The organism is Nocardia aurea, from assembly GCF_003123685.1.
Classification (GTDB): Bacteria; Actinomycetota; Actinomycetes; order Mycobacteriales; family Mycobacteriaceae; genus Nocardia; species Nocardia aurea.
In genome coordinates this window covers 384,847-401,686 of the sequence record NZ_QCYJ01000020.1, presented here as the reverse complement: position 1 = coordinate 401,686, position 16,840 = coordinate 384,847, and the positions used below count along the sequence as shown (strand labels likewise).

General features: G+C 67.0%; 15 protein-coding genes. 9 read left to right on the top strand and 6 right to left on the bottom strand.

Annotated features, from left to right (window positions below; translation table 11 throughout):
* Positions 1–72 precede the first annotated feature (72 nt).
* The gene (locus tag DAT37_RS07065) at positions 73–2,538 is read right to left on the bottom strand and encodes a phosphoketolase family protein (protein ID WP_109523857.1); all 2,466 of its coding nucleotides are present in this window, start codon (positions 2,536–2,538) and stop codon (positions 73–75) included.
* 206 nt (positions 2,539–2,744) lie between these two features.
* Here DAT37_RS07065 and DAT37_RS07060 point away from each other — a divergent pair, with 206 nt between their 5' ends.
* The 6 genes from DAT37_RS07060 (at position 2,745) to DAT37_RS07035 (ending at position 8,953) form a co-directional block, all read left to right on the top strand.
* Entirely contained in the window at positions 2,745–3,317 is a 573-nt protein-coding gene (locus DAT37_RS07060; protein WP_109523997.1) for an FKBP-type peptidyl-prolyl cis-trans isomerase, read from the top strand.
* Between the two features lie 326 nt (positions 3,318–3,643).
* Positions 3,644–5,038, top strand: coding sequence for a trigger factor (gene tig / locus DAT37_RS07055; protein WP_109523996.1), 1,395 nt, complete (start codon positions 3,644–3,646; stop codon positions 5,036–5,038).
* 218 nt (positions 5,039–5,256) lie between these two features.
* Entirely contained in the window at positions 5,257–5,844 is a 588-nt protein-coding gene (locus DAT37_RS07050) for an ATP-dependent Clp protease proteolytic subunit (protein ID WP_109523995.1), read from the top strand.
* An 84-nt stretch (positions 5,845–5,928) separates the two neighbouring features.
* On the top strand, positions 5,929–6,597 hold the full coding sequence (locus DAT37_RS07045; protein ID WP_109523856.1) for an ATP-dependent Clp protease proteolytic subunit: 669 nt from the start codon (positions 5,929–5,931) through the stop codon (positions 6,595–6,597).
* Between the two features lie 449 nt (positions 6,598–7,046).
* Positions 7,047–8,327, top strand: coding sequence for an ATP-dependent Clp protease ATP-binding subunit ClpX (gene clpX, locus DAT37_RS07040; protein WP_109523855.1), 1,281 nt, complete (start codon positions 7,047–7,049; stop codon positions 8,325–8,327).
* A 299-nt stretch (positions 8,328–8,626) separates the two neighbouring features.
* Positions 8,627–8,953 carry an STAS domain-containing protein gene (locus tag DAT37_RS07035; RefSeq protein ID WP_232839558.1) on the top strand — a complete coding sequence of 109 codons (327 nt, stop codon included), beginning with the start codon at positions 8,627–8,629 and terminating at the stop codon, positions 8,951–8,953.
* A gap of 9 nt (positions 8,954–8,962) precedes the next feature.
* On the opposite strand, the gene DAT37_RS07030 is transcribed toward DAT37_RS07035, so the two are convergent.
* On the bottom strand, positions 8,963–9,340 hold the full coding sequence (locus DAT37_RS07030; protein WP_109523853.1) for a nuclear transport factor 2 family protein: 378 nt from the start codon (positions 9,338–9,340) through the stop codon (positions 8,963–8,965).
* A 535-nt stretch (positions 9,341–9,875) separates the two neighbouring features.
* On the opposite strand from DAT37_RS07030, the gene mihF reads away from it, so the two are divergent.
* Positions 9,876–10,190: an integration host factor, actinobacterial type gene (mihF, locus tag DAT37_RS07025; RefSeq protein ID WP_109523852.1), complete on the top strand. Its 315-nt coding sequence runs from the start codon at positions 9,876–9,878 to the stop codon at positions 10,188–10,190.
* A gap of 23 nt (positions 10,191–10,213) precedes the next feature.
* Complete coding sequence (locus DAT37_RS07020; protein WP_109523851.1) at positions 10,214–10,618, top strand: NUDIX hydrolase; 405 nt, start codon at positions 10,214–10,216, stop codon at positions 10,616–10,618.
* A 5-nt stretch (positions 10,619–10,623) separates the two neighbouring features.
* Here the strand turns inward: DAT37_RS07020 and DAT37_RS07015 are convergent, their stop codons facing one another.
* From DAT37_RS07015 to DAT37_RS07000, 4 genes are all read right to left on the bottom strand, one after another.
* Complete coding sequence (locus tag DAT37_RS07015; RefSeq protein WP_109523850.1) at positions 10,624–11,151, bottom strand: hypothetical protein; 528 nt, start codon at positions 11,149–11,151, stop codon at positions 10,624–10,626.
* A gap of 92 nt (positions 11,152–11,243) precedes the next feature.
* Entirely contained in the window at positions 11,244–12,083 is an 840-nt protein-coding gene (gene fdhD, locus DAT37_RS07010; protein ID WP_109523849.1) for a formate dehydrogenase accessory sulfurtransferase FdhD, read from the bottom strand.
* A 70-nt stretch (positions 12,084–12,153) separates the two neighbouring features.
* On the bottom strand, positions 12,154–14,463 hold the full coding sequence (locus DAT37_RS07005) for an FdhF/YdeP family oxidoreductase (RefSeq protein ID WP_109523848.1): 2,310 nt from the start codon (positions 14,461–14,463) through the stop codon (positions 12,154–12,156).
* A gap of 124 nt (positions 14,464–14,587) precedes the next feature.
* A complete protein-coding gene (locus tag DAT37_RS07000; protein WP_157978345.1) occupies positions 14,588–15,874 on the bottom strand; it encodes an FHA domain-containing protein in 1,287 nt (428 codons plus the stop codon).
* Between the two features lie 283 nt (positions 15,875–16,157).
* Between DAT37_RS07000 and DAT37_RS06995 the strand changes: the two genes are divergently transcribed.
* Positions 16,158–16,832 carry a TetR/AcrR family transcriptional regulator gene (locus DAT37_RS06995; protein ID WP_232839556.1) on the top strand — a complete coding sequence of 225 codons (675 nt, stop codon included), beginning with the start codon at positions 16,158–16,160 and terminating at the stop codon, positions 16,830–16,832.
* Positions 16,833–16,840: the final 8 nt, after the last annotated feature.

The window sequence follows — 16,840 nt, the reverse complement described above, 5'->3', positions numbered from 1 at the left end:
ATTTCGTCGGGTGGGCTCGCGCCGATCGAGTTCTCGCAGACGGACCGGATAACGCGGCCCGTACCTACGCGTTCACAACGCGGGATCGGGCCAGCGCCATTGCGAGACCACCGGGATGTCAGCGCCGTGTTCGCGAGTCCACGCCCTGGCCTTCCATCGCGCGTCGACCATTTCCTGACGCAGTCCCGCCGCCTTCTCCCGCAGGCCGGGAACGCGATCGACGACATCCATCACCAGGTGGTAGCGATCCAGGTCGTTGAGCATCACCATATCGAAAGGCGTTGTGGTCGTACCCTTTTCCTTGTATCCGCGCACATGCATCTCGGAGTGGTTGGTACGGCGGTAGGTGAGCCGGTGGATCAGCCAGGGGTACCCGTGGAACGCGAAGATCACCGGGCGATTCGTGGTGAAGAGCGTGTCGAATTCGCTGTCGGGCAGACCGTGCGGATGTTCGTCGGCAGGCAGCAGCCGCATCAGATCGACCACATTGACTATCCGAACACGCAGATCGGGCAGGCGATCCCGCAGGATCGCGGCGGCCGCGAGCGTTTCCAGCGTCGGCACATCGCCCGCACAGGCGAGCACGACATCGGGGCTGGTGCCGAGGTCGTCGTTGTTGCCCGCCCACTCCCAGATACCGACTCCGCGCGCGCAGTGCGCGGCCGCGTCCTGGACGCCGAGCCAATCCGGTTGCGGCTGTTTGCCCGCGACCACCACGTTGACGTAGTGGCGCGACCGCAGGCAGTGGTCGTAGGTCGACAGCAGCGTATTCGCGTCCGGCGGCAGGTACACGCGCACGATCTCGGGTTTCTTGTTGAGCACCACGTCGAGGAAACCCGGGTCCTGATGGGTGAATCCGTTGTGATCCTGGCGCCACACGTGCGACGAGAGCAGGTAGTTCAGGCTCGGCACCGGACGTCGCCACGGCACCGCCGCGCTCGCGTCGAGCCATTTGGCGTGCTGATTGAACATGGCGTCGACGATGTGGATGAACGCCTCGTAGCAGGTGAAGACCCCGTGCCTGCCGGTGAGCAGATATCCCTCCAGCAACCCCTGGCACATGTGCTCGGAGAGCACTTCGATGACCCGGCCCCGACGGTCGAGTTTCACGTCGTTCGGGTCGATCTCGGCCTGCCAGTCGCGGCCGGTGACTTCGAGGATGTCCTGGAGGCGGTTGCTCGCCAGCTCGTCGGGCGCGAAAGTCAGGAAATTGTCCGGGTTGTCGCGCGTGACATCACGCAGCCAGGAGCCGAGCACCCGGGTGGCCTCGTGGTCGGCCGCTCCTGGCGCGTCGATCTCGACGCCGTAGTCGCGCCAATCCGGTAGCCGCAGATCGCGGACCAGCGTGCCGCCGTTGGCGACCGGGTTGGCGCTCATTCGGCGCGCGCCCACGGGGACGAGATCGAGTAGTTCACCGACGGGTCGGCCGTTCTCGTCGAAGAGTTCCTCGGGCCGATAGGACCGCAACCATTCTTCGAGCACCACGCGGTGCGCGTCGTCGGTCCGGGCGGCGGGCAGCGGGACCTGGTGCGCGCGGAAAGTGCCCTCCACCTGCTCGCCGTCCACGACGGGGGGACAGGTCCAGCCCTTCGGCGTGCGCAGCACGATCATCGGCCAGTACGCGCGCTCGTCCGGATTCGCCCGCGTGGCGGCCTTGATCCTCTCGATCCGATCCAGACAGCTGTCCATCGCGCTCGCCATGTCCTGGTGGACTCGGGCGGGATCGTCGCCGGCCACGATGATCGGGTCGTATCCGTATCCGCGCATGAGCGTGAGCAGTTCGGATTCGGGGATGCGGGCGAGCAGGGTCGGATTGGCGATCTTGTACTGGTTGAGCGCCAGGATCGGCACCACCGCGCCGTCGCGCCCCGGGCTGATGAATTTGGCGGCATGCCAGCTGCCCGCGAGCGGACCGGTTTCCGCCTCGCCGTCGCCGATCACGCAGAAGACGGTCAGATCCGGATTGTCCAGTGCCGCGCCGAACGCGTGCAGTAGCGAGTACCCCAGTTCGCCGCCTTCGTGGAAGGAGCCGGGAGTCTCCGGCGCGCAGTGGCTCGGCACCCCGCCGGGGAAGGAGAACTGGGCGAACAGCGCGCCCATCCCGACGGCGTCGCGTGAGATATGGCCGTAGAGCTCGGAATAGGTCCCCTCCAGCCACGCGCACGCGTTGGGGCCGGGGCCGCCGTGGCCCGGCCCGGCGACGAAGACCGCGTTCAACCCGCGCTGCCGGATCACCCGATTGGCGTGTACCCACACCAGATTCAAACCGGGCACGGTGCCGAAATGTCCGAGCAAGCGCGGCTTGATGTGCTCGGGCCGCAGCGGTTCACGCAGCAGCGGATTCCTCATCAGATAGATCTGGCCGACCGCCAGGTAGTTCGCGGCACGCCACCACGCGTCCATGGACGTGAGTTCGGCCCGGTCCAGCGGGCCCGGGATATCGCCCAGTACATAGGGGCGCGGTGGGATGGTCCGTCCGCCACCGTTGTCGACATTGTCGGCCGAGGTGTCTTTCTCCGCGTCGGTCACTCGGGTCATCTACGGACTCTCCTCACTGCGGACGTCGTCGGCGCGACTCGCCGTCGACGGTCGGACGTCGTGCCGATCGCGAACTTCGATGGTCAGAGCGACGACACCGGATGGAGATTCACGGCAACTCTACCGAGCCGGGCGAGGTCGGGCAGCGTGGCGAATCGGTGAGGGCGGATGGGCGCGGCGCGGCCCGGTGGCCTAAGGTCCGCCGCATGCGAAAACTCGGCAGGATCATCGGAGTCGGCGTCGTCGCCGCGGCCGCGGTCGCGCTCACCGCGTGCGGGTCGGACGACGACACGGGTGCGGCGGCGACCTCGGCCACGACCTCGGCGCGCGGCTCCTCGACCGCCGCCGCGGCAGCCACCACCTTCGGCCGCGAATGCACCGCCGACGATGTGAAGGTGGAGGGCGGCTACGGCGAGAATCCGAAGATCACGCTCCCCGACGACTGCGATCCGCCCACGCAGCTCCTGGTGAAGGATCTCGTCGCGGGCAGCGGGCCCGGCGCCGCCACCGGCCAGCAGCTCACCATGAACTACTCGCTGATCACCTGGTCGGACAAGAAGAAGCTGGACAGCTCGTTCGATCGCGGCAAGCCCTTCCCGCTGACACTCGGCTCCGGACAGGTCATCCCCGGCTGGGAGCAGGGGCTGGAGGGTGTGCAGCAGGGCGCGCGCAGGCTGATGATCATTCCCCCCGAACTCGGCTACGGCAAGGGCGGCAACGGCGTCAAGCCCAACGAGACGCTGGTCTTCGTGACCGACGCGGTCAAGGTCGGGAACTGATCCTCGCGCCCGCGTGAACCCGGGCGGGTCGGTGGCGTCTGGACCGGCCCGGTCGGTGGCGTCTAAACCGGCCCGGTCGGTGGCGTCGCCGTCCATGCCGTGACCGATTGCAGGCCCTCGCGACCGGTCAACTACCCTGGTCGGGATGCGTACATCAGGGTGCGCGGACCAGGAACGTCCGCGACCCGGTCAGCACGTGGCGTCGCTCCGCCCTTCATTCCGGATCCCGGGGTGCACGGTGGGGACGGGGCTCATGTACCGCCGTCGTTGACCAGCATGACGACAAGCACGAACACCGAACCGAACAACGAACAAGGAGCATGTCCGTGAAGAGCACCGTCGAGCAGCTGAGCCCGACCCGGGTCCGGATCAATGTCGAGGTGCCCTTCGAGGAACTGAAGCCGGACTTCGATCGTGCCTACAAGGCTCTCGCCAAGCAGGTCCGTATTCCCGGCTTCCGTCCGGGCAAGGCCCCGGCCAAGCTCCTCGAGGCCCGTCTCGGCCGCGGCGCCATTCTGGAGCAGGTCGTCAACGACGTCCTGCCCGGCCGCTACAGCGAGGCCGTCACCACCTCCGAGATCAAGGTCATCGGCCAGCCCGAGATCGAGATCACCAAGATCGAGGACGGCCAGGAACTCGCCTTCAGCGCCGAGGTCGACGTTCGTCCGGAGATCTCGCTGCCGTCCTACGACGACATCGAGGTCACCGTCGACGCGTTCACCGTCGAGGATTCCGACATCGACGAGCAGCTCCAGTCGCTGCGTCAGCGTTTCGGCACCCTGACCGGTGTCGAGCGCGCCGTGCAGAACGGCGACTTCATCTCCATCGATCTCTCGGCCACCGTCGACGGCGAGGAAGTGGCCGACGCGGCCACCTCCGGCCTGTCGCACGAGGTCGGCTCCGGCCAGCTCATCGAGGGCCTGGACGAGGCCGTCATCGGCCTGTCGGCGGGCGAGTCCGCCGAATTCACCTCGAACCTGGTCGCCGGTGAGCACGCGGGCAAGGAATCGGTCATCAAGGTCACCGTGCAGAGCGTCAAGGAGCGCGAACTGCCCGAGGCCGACGACGAATTCGCCCAGCTCGCTTCCGAATTCGACACCCTCGACGAGCTGAAGGACGACCTGAAGGGCCGCGTCGAGCGGACCAAGAAGGTCGAGCAGGCGGGCGAGATCCGCGACAAGGTGCTCGAGACCCTGCTCGACAAGGTCGAGGTGCCGCTGCCCGAGGCCGTCGTGCAGGCCGAGATCGACGCGGTCACCCACGACGCCGTGCACGGCTTCGACCACGACGAGGCTCGCCTCGCCGAGGCGCTCGAGGCCCAGGGCAGCAGCCGCGAGGAGTTCGACAAGGACACCAAGGAAGCGGCGGAGAAGTCGGTCAAGACCCAGCTGCTGCTCGACGCCATCGCCGAGGCCGAGGACACCCAGGTCGGCCAGGAAGAGCTGACCGAGCGGATCCTGTTCCAGTCGCAGCGCTACGGCCTGTCGCCCGAGCAGTTCATCCAGCAGGTGCAGCAGGCGGGCCAGCTCGGCGCGATCTTCGCCGACGTCCGTCGCGGTAAGGCGCTGGCCGGTGTCGTCGGCCGGGTCAAGGTCACCGACTCCGAGGGCAACGCGGTCGACACCGCCGAGATGTTCGGCGCGCCCGAGGATTCCGACGACATCATCGACGCCGTGACTTCCTCGGACGACACCGAGACCGAAGCCGCGACCGCCGAATAGTTCGCGACGCAGCGCGGCTGAGCGCCGATCGAGCGCCGGCGAAGTTGCGCTGTGAGCGAAGTAGGGCGGTGCCGGGAGTTCGGCGCCGCCCTGCTTCGTTAGTGTTTGTGACAGCGAAGAGATGGCTGTGTGGCAAACGAGCGCTGTGTAGCTTTCAATGACAAGCCGGTGAGAAGAGAAGGCAGGTATCCGTGACAATGAACAAGGCAGGGGTCGTCATGAGTTCCCCCACTGCTGGACTCAACCTCAGTGATTCGGTATACGAGCGCCTGCTGCGTGAGCGGATCATCTTCCTCGGTACCCAGGTCGACGACGACATCGCGAACAAACTGTGCGCGCAGATCCTGCTGCTTTCGGCGGAGGATCCGGTCAAGGACATTTCGCTCTACATCAACTCGCCCGGCGGTTCGGTGACCGCGGGTATGGCCATCTACGACACCATGCAGTTCGCCGAATGCGATATCGCCACCTACGGCATGGGGCTGGCCGCGTCGATGGGGCAGTTCCTGCTCACGGCCGGTACCGCGGGCAAGCGCTACGCGCTGCCGCACGCGCGGATCATGATGCACCAGCCGTCGGCGGGTATCGGTGGTTCGGCCGCCGATATCGCGATCATGGCCGAGCAGTTCGTGCACACCAAGCGTGAGCTGAACGAGTTGCAGGCGCTGCACACCGGCAAATCCGTCGAGCAGGTCACCGCCGACGCCGATCGCGACCGCTGGTTCACCGCCGCGCAGGCGCTGGAGTACGGCTTCATCGACCACGTGATCAGCCACGCGAATCAGGCGAACGGCGTGGGCAACTAGCCGGTCGGTTCGCGTGAACTGCCGACGGGCAGTCGCCGGATGACCGCGCAAACCCGCTCACCCACATAGACTTTGGAGACGAAGATGGCCAATTCGATCGACCCACGCGCCGGCGTTTCCGGCATGGCCCCGCAGGGCCCGCATTCGCGGTATATCCTGCCGCAGTTCACCGAGCAGACCACCTACGGTGTGAAGACCTCGGACCCGTACAACAAGCTGTTCGAGGAGCGCATCATCTTCCTGGGCGCGCAGGTAGACGATGTCTCGGCCAACGACATCATGGCGCAGCTGCTGGTGCTGGAGTCGCAGGATCCCGATCGCGACATCACCATGTACATCAACTCGCCCGGTGGTTCGTTCACCGCGCTGATGGCGATCTACGACACCATGCAGTACGTCCGCGCCGACGTCGTCACCGTCTGCCTCGGCCAGGCGGCCTCCGCCGCCGCCGTGCTGCTCGCGGCGGGCGCGCCCGGTAAGCGGGCCTGCCTGCCCAACGCCCGCGTGCTGATCCATCAGCCCGCGCTGGAGGGCGGCATCCAGGGGCAGGTGTCGGACCTGGAGATCCAGGCGGCCGAGATCGAGCGCATGCGCAGGCTCATGGAGACCACGCTGGCCAACCACACCGGCAAGGACGCGGACACCATCCGCAAGGACACCGACCGCGACAAGATCCTGACGGCAGAGGATGCCAAGGAATACGGGATCGTCGATCAGGTGTTCGGCTACCGCAAGCTGAGCGCGCAGAAATAGCCCGCGAACGTTCCCGTAGGGTGGGAAGTGTCTCGCCCGATGAGCGGGAGTGCTCGTAAGTTGCTATGTTGCAGGTAAATCCGGCCGGGCAGGACGCCAGGTGGCAGACTGTTCGGCCGGTGCGCTTCGAGAGAAACCGACCGATCGGAACAACTCCGATGGGAATGGGTCGCGAAGCGGGTGGCCGGATGTCGGATCCGGCCCTTCCACGGTGGAACGTGTTCCAATGCCGTGAGAACTGGCACAACACCGGCGAGAAACATGCTCGAGTTGTCGACCTCCTTCCACCACACCGGGTACGGTCGACCTAGGGACCTTTGCTCCCGGTTGACGGCATCGCTCGACCCGCCCTACACGCTCGAAGTGTTCGTGATTGCACCCGAGTTCGGCGGATTGCTGGCAACCTGGACGGACGGTTGCACGCGGACAAGGAAGTAGGGACCCACGAGATGGCGCGCATCGGAGATGGCGGCGATCTGCTCAAGTGCTCGTTCTGTGGAAAGAGCCAGAAGCAGGTCAAGAAGCTCATTGCGGGACCAGGGGTGTACATCTGCGACGAGTGCATCGATCTATGCAACGAGATCATCGAGGAGGAGCTGGCGGAGTCCAGCGAGGTCAAACTCGATGAACTGCCCAAGCCCGCGGAGATCCGGGATTTCCTGGAAAACTATGTCATCGGGCAGGACACCGCCAAGCGCACGCTCGCGGTGGCCGTCTACAACCACTACAAGCGCATCCAAGCGGGTGACAAGGGCCGCGACAGCCGGGGCGAGATCGTCGAACTGACGAAATCGAACATCCTGATGCTCGGCCCCACCGGCTGCGGTAAGACCTATCTGGCGCAGACCCTGGCGAAGATGCTGAACGTGCCGTTCGCCATCGCGGACGCGACCGCGCTGACCGAGGCGGGTTATGTCGGCGAGGATGTCGAGAACATCCTGCTCAAGCTGATCCAGGCCGCGGACTACGATGTCAAGCGGGCCGAGACCGGCATCATCTACATCGATGAGGTCGACAAGATCGCCCGCAAGAGCGAGAACCCGTCCATCACCCGTGACGTCTCCGGTGAGGGCGTGCAGCAGGCGCTGCTGAAAATCCTCGAGGGCACCCAGGCGAGTGTGCCGCCCCAGGGCGGGCGCAAGCACCCGCACCAGGAGTTCATCCAGATCGACACGACCAACGTGCTGTTCATCGTGGCGGGCGCGTTCGCCGGCCTGGAGAAGATCATCTCCGACCGCATCGGCCATCGCGGTATCGGTTTCGGCGCCGAGGTCAGGTCCAAGGCGGAGATCGACACCACCGATCACTTCTCCGAGGTCATGCCGGAGGATCTGATCAAGTTCGGTCTGATTCCCGAGTTCATCGGTCGTCTGCCCGTCGTCGCCTCGGTGACGAACCTGGACAAGGAATCGCTGGTCAAGATCCTGTCCGAACCGAAGAACGCCCTCGTGAAGCAGTACATCAGGCTTTTCGAGATGGACGGCGTCGAACTCGAGTTCACCCAGGACGCCCTGGAGGCCATCGCCGATCAGGCGATCCTGCGCGGCACCGGCGCTCGCGGTCTGCGCGCCATCATGGAGGAAGTCCTGCTGCCGGTGATGTACGACATCCCCAGCCGTGACGATGTCGCCAAGGTGGTCGTCAACGCCGATACGGTGACCGAGAACGTGCTCCCGACCATCGTGCCTCGCAAGGCGCAGCGGGCGGAGCGTCGCGAGAAGTCCGCCTGATCGTTGTTCCGTACCGAACGGCCCGGATATCCGCACGGATATCCGGGCCGTTCGCGTCGATCGGGGGATATGTCTGGGGAGAAAGGTGTGCGGCGGCGCGGAATGGGGTACCCCTGATGAGGGTTGAGCAACCAGCCCGGTCTCGGGTGTTGTGACGCCGGGACGCACCGCCTACGCGGGCACATCTCTCTGTTGCCGCGCGCGACCGGACCGGGGTCCGTATGTCGACCGTCATCACCACCAGAATTTCCGCGACGACATCGCGGCCGTCCGGTCCCGCCGACCGGCTCCATGTTTCGGTGACCACACCTGGCGATACCGTGAGTCTCTGCGCGGTCGCGGGGGAGGTCGACCACTACACCGTGGACGTATTGCGGACCTCGCTGATCGCAGCGGTGAACAACGCCGCGCCGATCGTGGCCGTCGACCTGTCGAGGGTGAGTTTCTTCGGCGTCGCCGGTCTGCGCGTGCTCATCGAGGCCCGCGCTACGGCGGGGCACACCGGGCGTCGATTGCGTCTGGTGGTGGGCGCGAGTTGTGTCGACCGCCTGCTCGCGGCAGCGGGCGAGGCGGACGCGTTCGACCTGATGCCGGATCTGGCCTGCGCGGTCCTCGATCCGGCGTGATCGTCGTGATCAGACGGTTTCGCTGCTCATGTCGTCCTGGCCCCAGTAGGCGCGCATTCGGGTGATCTTGCCGTCGTCGTCGAATTCCATGACGTCGATCGGGCTCAGCGTCAGGCGCTGATCGCCGAATCTGGTGACGAGCGTGAACAGGAACGCCGCGTGATTTCCGGCGACGCGCAGGGTGTCGGCGTGCAATTCGGTCTCACGGTCGAGTTGGGCGAGGACGTCGTAGAACTCACGGATCGCCGCGTGCCCGCGTTTGGGCTCGGTGCCGATCGGGTCCTCGATGACAGCGTCGGGCGCGTACAGCTCGACGATATCCTCGGTCGGGCCCGAGCCGACCAGTTTCACATACTGCTCGACCACGTCGCGGATCTGTTGTGCCATCGGAACTCCCACTGAATTGGAACCTGTTCTAGTTCCGAGATTAGCAGTGTCCCGTGCTCGATGGATCCGATCCCGCCCGGAGGGGGACCGTCGCGTGTCTCTTCGAAAATATCGCCGTGGACTGCGTGACGACCCGGAGGTCGTGCCCCGCGCCGGGATCTTCGTTGATCCCTCCGGCTCTCCGTTGAACCGGTCGTCCAATAGCGAAGTACTCTCGATGATCCTGTCGTTCTCCGAGGTCCGGGCGTTACGCCGGGTCGATGATGATGTCGCCGCGAGCCTGTCGCGGGCTGCCGTCCCGGCCCTTGTTCGCGGCGTCTATGGTGGGGAATTGGGTGAGTGACAGCGCCACGGCCTGCATTCCTTTCGTCCGATTCGCCCGTAGTCGGCAGCTGCTTCATCGATTACGACGGTCTCGACTCGGAAAACTCATCGCAACATTCACCCGGTGTGTCGGCGGGGTGCAGTCGACATGGTGCTGTTTACTCGACCCGGTCAACCAGATGTTCGAGTGACGAGTGAAAGCGGAGGAGACATGGCACTGCCCACAATGACCGCCGAGCAACGCACCGAGGCGTTGGCCAAAGCGGCCGCGGTGCGCAAGGCGCGCTCCGAATTGATCGGTCAGGTGAAAGAGGGCAAGGTTTCGGTCGCGGACCTGCTCAAGAAGTCCGAGTCCGACGATCTGGTCAAGAAGACCAAGGTCGCGGCGGTGATCAAGGCCCTGCCCGGCGTCGGACCGGTCAAAGCGGCCAAGCTGATGGATCAGGCCGAGATTCCGGAGGATCGCCGCATCGGTGGTCTGGGCGCCCGTCAGCGGGCGGCGTTGCTCGAGGCGCTCGAAGCCTGATTTCCGGGTAGCGTCTGCAGATCATGACCGCGGAACGAACGCTCACGTCGGTTGCTTGGTTATGCGTCGAAAACGGCAGGTTGCTGGCAGTCCGTACCGAGGGTCGTGACGCCTTCTACCTGCCCGGCGGCAAACCCGAGCCGGGGGAGACCCTGGCGCGAGCGCTCGTCCGCGAGGTCCGCGAGGAACTCGGCGTCGAGATCGATGAACAGCGCATCACGCCCGAGGTGACCATCACGGCTCCGGCCCACGGTCGCCCGGGCACCCTCGTAGAAATGCATTGTTTCCGTGCGCCCGGCCGGGGTGTTCCGGCCCCGGCCGCGGAAATCGCCGAAATGGCGTGGCTCGGGCCGCGGGACGATCATCTGTGCGCCCCGGCAGTGGTGCGCACACTGCGCCACCTCACCTCCATCGACGGGTGGCGCTGACCCCCTTATTCCTTGCGGCGCGGGAAACGGACGTCGATCGGATCGGGATCGGCGACCCTGGGGCCGCGCGGCACCACCACCAGCAGTGCTACGCCGAGCGCCAGCAGCGCGGCGGCCGCGATGACGCTCAGGGTGAAACTCGCGGTCCCCATCTCGACGGGTTTGTGGAAGGCGTGATAGATCAGGTGCGGCAGTGCCATCACCGTCCATCCGATGCCCGCGGCCCTCGCGCTCTCCACCCCGGTGCGGATCAGCGCGTACAGCGATACCGCGCCCAGCGCCAGGAAGAACGCGCCGACATCGGCGGCGAGATGGTGGTTGTAGGGCCCGTCCACCGCGACCCAGTGCATACCGAAACCGGGGAAACTCGTGTACCACGAGTGCGGCGCGAGAACGGCCCACAAGCCGATCACGATCCCCTGGAATGCCAACACGCCCAGGATGATTCGTACGGCCAGCCAACGCCCGCGATTCTGTTCGAAGCGCATGCGCACGCGTACGCCCCCCGACTTGCCCTCCAGCGAGATCCGCATCGATCGCTCCGTTCCTCGGCACCGGGGTGGATCGGTGCGTTCACCGTATTCCGACAGCGCCCTCCGGGCAACGACCGGCGGTATTTCACCGGTCAGGCGCTCGGTACCGCGGCGGTTCCCGGGATCACCAGACGGTCGGCGCCGCTGTAGACGTTCATGGTGTCGCCCCGGAGGAATCCGACCAGGGTCAACCCGGATTCGACCGCGAGGTCGACCGCGAGCGAACTCGGCGCCGAGACCGCGCCGAGCGTGGGAATTCCCGCCATGACCGCCTTCTGGACCAGTTCGAACGAGGCACGCCCGCTGACGATGAGCACGAGATCGTGTGCGGGGATTCGATTTTCGCGCATCGCCCACCCGATCACCTTGTCGACGGCGTTGTGCCTGCCGATATCCTCACGCACCGCCAGCGCCTCGCCGCCCACGGTGAAGAGTCCGGCGGCGTGCAGTCCGCCGGTGGCGTCGAAGACCGACTGGCGGGCGCGCAGGCTCTCCGGCATACCCGCCAGCACCGCGGTGTCGATGGCGCCGGCGTGCGCGCGGATCGGATATCTGGTGTGCGAGCGGACCTCGTCGAGCGCGGTCTTGCCGCAGACACCGCAGGCCCCCGTGGTGAGGAAATTGCGTGGCCGCACCGTCGCGGGCCCGCGCAGTTCGACATCGAGGACGTTGTAGGTGTTGTGGCCGTCCGCGTCCGTGCCCGCGCAGTAGCGCGCGCTCACGACGTCGTCCATGGAGCCGATGATGTTCTCGCTCAACAGGAAACCGTGCACCAGGTCGATATCCGCGCCGGGTGTGCGCATGGTGACCGTCAGCGACTGTCCGGCGATGCGGATCTCGAGCGGTTCCTCCACGGCGAGAGTGTCGGGCCTGCGTACTTCACCGTTCGGCGAGATCCGCAACGTCGGACGGCGCGCGGTCACCCTGCTCATGACCGGACCCCGGTGGAGCGCGGGACTCGCGATGGACCCTCGGCCGTGGTCGCCGGGTATCGGTCCACGGTCATGACCGCGCCTCCGGGTGGACATGGGGTTCGAGCCGGATCGTCACGGCCTTGGAAACCGGCGTATTCGACCGTGCCGCTACATGATCGAGTGGAACCAGCGGATTCGCCTCGGGATAGTAGGCGGCGGCGTTACCGCGCGGTGTCGGGTAACCGACGATGCGGAAACCCTCCACCCGGCGTTCGACACCATCGGTCCACTCCGAGATCAGATCGACCAGATCGCCTTCGGCATAACCCATTTCGGCGATGTCGTCGACATTGACCAGGACCACTCGGCGACCACCGCGCACGCCGCGATAGCGGTCGTCGAGACCGTAGATGGTGGTGTTGTACTGGTCGTGGCTGCGCATCGTCTGCAGGATCAACCGCCCGGGCGGCACCGGCACCCAGCTCAACTCGTTGATCCCGAAATTCGCTCTGCCCGTGCCGGTTCGGAATTCGCGGGAATCGCGCGGTGGATGCGGCAGCACGAAGCCGTTGCGATCGCGTACCCGCCTGTTGTAGTCGTCGCAGCCGGGCACCACCCGCGCGATGGCGTCGCGGATCTCGTCGTAGTCGTCGCGGCATCGGGCCCACGGAACCGGATGGTCCGGGCCGAGCAACGCCAGCGCGAGATCGCACACGATGGCGACTTCGCTGCGCAACTGATCGCTGACCGGATCGAGCCTGCCGGTGGACAGGTGCACCATCGACATCGAATCCTCCACCGACACCTGCTGTCTCACGCCGGCGCGCACATCTTTGTCGGTGCGTCCGAGTGTCGGCAGGATGAGCGCGGTCCGCCCGTGCACCAGGTGGCTGCGGTTGAGTTTGGTCGAGACCTGCACGGTGAGATCGCAGCCGCGCAACGCCGCCTCGGTCACCTCGGTATCGGGGGTGGCGGAGACGAAATTGCCGCCCATGCCGACGAATACCGACGCCTCGCCCGCCCGCATGGCGCGGATACCGTCGACGGTGTCGTAACCGTGGGCGCGCGGGCTGGTGATGCCGAATTCGCGGTCGAGCGCGTCGAGGAAGCTGTCGGGCATCCGTTCCCAGATGCCCATGGTGCGATCGCCCTGCACATTGGAATGCCCGCGCACCGGGCAGACGCCCGCGCCCGGCCTGCCGATCATGCCGCGCAGCAGGAGCAGGTTGGTGGCCTCCTCGATGGTGGCCACACCGTGGTGCTGCTGGGTCAGGCCCATCGCCCAGCAGATGATGATGTTCTTCGACGCGGCGAACAGCCGCGCCGTGCGTTCGATATCGGCCAGGGGCAGGCCGGTCGCGGCCACCACGGTGTCCAGATCGACCGCGCGCGACTGCTTCTCGTACTCGTCGAAACCGGCGCAGTGCTCGTCCACGAAGGCGCGGTCGACGACCGTGCCCGGCGCGCGATCCTCGGCCTCGAACAGCAGGCGGCCGAGGCCGCGGAACAGCGCCATGTCACCGCCGAGCCGGATCTGTAGGAAATCGTCGGCGATGGGGACACCGGAGGTGACGCCCCGGACGGTCTGCGGATCGCGGAACCCGAGCAGTCCGGTTTCCGGCAGCGGATTCACCGCGACGATCTTCGCGCCGGCGGCCTTGGCGCTCGCGAGGGCGCTGAGCATGCGCGGATGGTTGGTGCCCGGGTTCTGACCGGCGACGATGATCAGATCCGCGGCGTCGAAATCGTCGATCGTCACCGAACCCTTGCCGATGCCGATCGAACCGACAAGGGCCGTGCCCGAGGATTCGTGGCACATGTTGGAACAGTCGGGAAGATTGTTGGTGCCGTAGCTGCGGACGAGCAGTTGGTAGAGGAAGGCCGTCTCGTTCGCGGTGCGTCCCGAGGTGTAGAACAGGGCGCGGTCGGGCGAGTCGAGCCCGCGCAGGACGTCGGCGATCAGCCGGTAGGCGTCGTCCCAGTCGATCGGCGAGTAGTGGGTGTCACCCGGACGCAGCACCATCGGGTGGGTGAGCCGTCCCTGCTGTCCGAGCCAGTACCCGGATTTGCGCGACAGCTCATCGACCGAATGCCGCGCGAAGAATTCCGGGGTGACGGTGCGCAGCGTCGCCTCCTCCGCCACGGCCTTCGCGCCGTTCTCGCAGAATTCGGCGGGACGACGATGCCCGGTGGGTTCCGGCCACGCGCAGCCGGGGCAGTCGAATCCGTGCACCTGATTGACCCGGGCCAGCGTCCGCGCGGTCCGCACGACACCCATCTCCCGCACCGCGCGGGTCAGCGAGACGGCCACCGCCGTGACGCCAGCGGCCTGTGTCTTCGGCGGCGTGACGGTCAGCGCGGATTCATCGATATCCTCGGTCGGCCCGTGTCGGTGCATAGTCCCATCGTCCTCTCCATACCCGCTGTGCCGCCGCGGGCATCGGTGTTCGCCTCGGCATCGTAGAACCCGGCGACCCGCTCGGACGGGTGGTGTGGGTCACCTGTGCCCGGGACGGCGCGGTCTACTTCAGCAGTCGTACCCGCTGCTCGTCGGCGCGGTAGGTCAGGATCTTCTCCCCGATGCGGATACTCCAGCCGGGGGCGAGTTCGGTCGTCGCGGTTCCGATGCGGGTCCATGTCTCGGCGCCGGGGGCGGCGATGAAGGTGCCCGCCGGTGTGCCTGCGTCGCGCACGAAGACCTTGCCGCGATCGAGGGTCACGTAGGCGTGGATGCGCGAGACGTGCCGGTCGCGGGGGACGGCCAGCGGCGAGGCGATGGCGTTGCGTACCGAATCGTCGGACATGGGGCTGCGTCCGATCACGTACGGGCGGTCCAGCGGATAGGCCGTGTCGTCGTAGACCAGCGCGCCCACCGAGGCCCCGGTGCCCGGCCGCGCGGGGCGGGTCAGCGAATCGTCGGGCGGTACGTCGTGGCCGGTGTGCGGTGTCGCGGCCGAATGGTGTGTGCCAGACCAGCCTGCGGGCATGGCCTGGGTGCCGATGTCCTCGGGGGCGGTGCGCGCGGGGGTTTTCGGTGCGGCGGCGACTTCGCCGACGCGGCGTGGATGTACGGGCTGCGCGGTCGAATTCGTCCCGGTCCGGGCGGGTTCGGCGGCGGGCGACGGGTGGTTCGCGGCCGATGTGTGGTGGGCCCTGGTGCGTTCGCCCGTGCGTGCGGTGCGATCCGCACCGGGGGTGTCGTCCACGGTGTCGAAACCCGCGGGTGCGGTGCCTGCCGGTTCCTCGGTGCGCCGTCCCGGCCCCGGTTGGGCCGCTTCGCGCCCCGGCTCGTCCGCCTCCGACGCGGACCCGGAGCCGGAGGGTTGGTTCGCGCGGCGCAGGCCGACGCGCAGTTCGAAGCCGCCGCCGGGGACCACGCCCGCGCGCAGATCCGTGCGCGGGAGCGCCGACGGCGGGCCGTCGGCATCGATGCCGACGGTGATGCGGCGCACCGGTTCGCGCACGATTTCGTCAACCCAGGTGAACGCCCGTGCCCCCGAGATCCTTCGCACTCCCTCGGCGCCGTGGATCTCGGCGATCACGGGACCGCGCAGCAGGATCACGGTGCCGTCGGAGGTGGGGGCGACGACGCCGAAAGGCGGCGGCTCCGAGCCGCTGCCGAATACCACCGCGGCCAGTCGCTGGGCGATAGCCGCGCCGGGATGTTCCGCGTCGGAGACGGCTTCGATCGCCCCGAGAATCCGATCGGTGGAAGCCGTTTCACCCGCGAGGTAGACGACGACCGAGCCGAAACGTGCGATCAGGCCGTCACCCGGCGCGATACCGACGGTCGACGGGTTCTTGCGCACCCGTGCCTCCTTCCCGCGCACTTGTCGCGTCCAGCATAGTGGCGGGGGTGCCATCCCATCCGGGCTTGCGGATCGGGTGGCCGGGCGGTCGGCGCGGCGAGCGCGAGGTTTGGGCGACGCTCCGGTGGGGCAATAACCACTGCGACATGCAGCGAGACGACAGCGACCCCCGCGACATTCCGAACAACGTTCGTGTCAAACAGTGTTCGCCCGGGCGTAGGCTTCGGCCCATGGCGAAGTGGACCGACCCGATCGAGAACCCCGAAGCCGTCGATGTCATCGGATGGCCGAACCTATGCCGGGCCGCCGCGTGAGGCCCGCGCCGGTCAGCCGGAGGGCCCGGCCGTCGAAGGCCCCGCTCAGCCGCGAGGTGATCATCGACACCGGGTTGCGCGTCCTGGACGCCGAGGGGCTGGCAGCACTCACCATGCGGCGGGTGGCCCAGGAGTTGGACACCGGTGCGGCCTCGCTCTACGTCTATGTCGCCAATCGCGACGATCTCATGGCCGCCATGCTCGATCACGTACTCGGCTCGGTCGCCGAACCCGACGACGGTATATGGCGCGAGCGGCTGATCGCGATCATCGAATCGACGGTCGCCGTCATGAGCAGACACGAGGGACTGGCCTTCGTCGCCCTCGCCTCGGCCCCCACCGGCGCCAACGCGCTGCGGCTCATCGACCGGATGCGGGGACTGCTGGCCGACGCCGGGGTGGACGAGCGGACCCTCGACTGGGCGGTGGAACTGCTGTATCTGCACATCACCGCGGCCGCGGCCGAACAGAGCGCCGGTCACGCCGCGCGCGCATCCGGAACGCGCCGCCTCGGGCAGGCCGAACCGGTCGCGGGCCGCACAGCGATGACGGCGCCCGCGCGCCGCTCGGGCGACGGTGACACCCGCGCGAGCTGGGCGGTGCGGGCACTGATCGACGGAATCCTGGCGACACCGGTGCGGTGAAGGGAGAA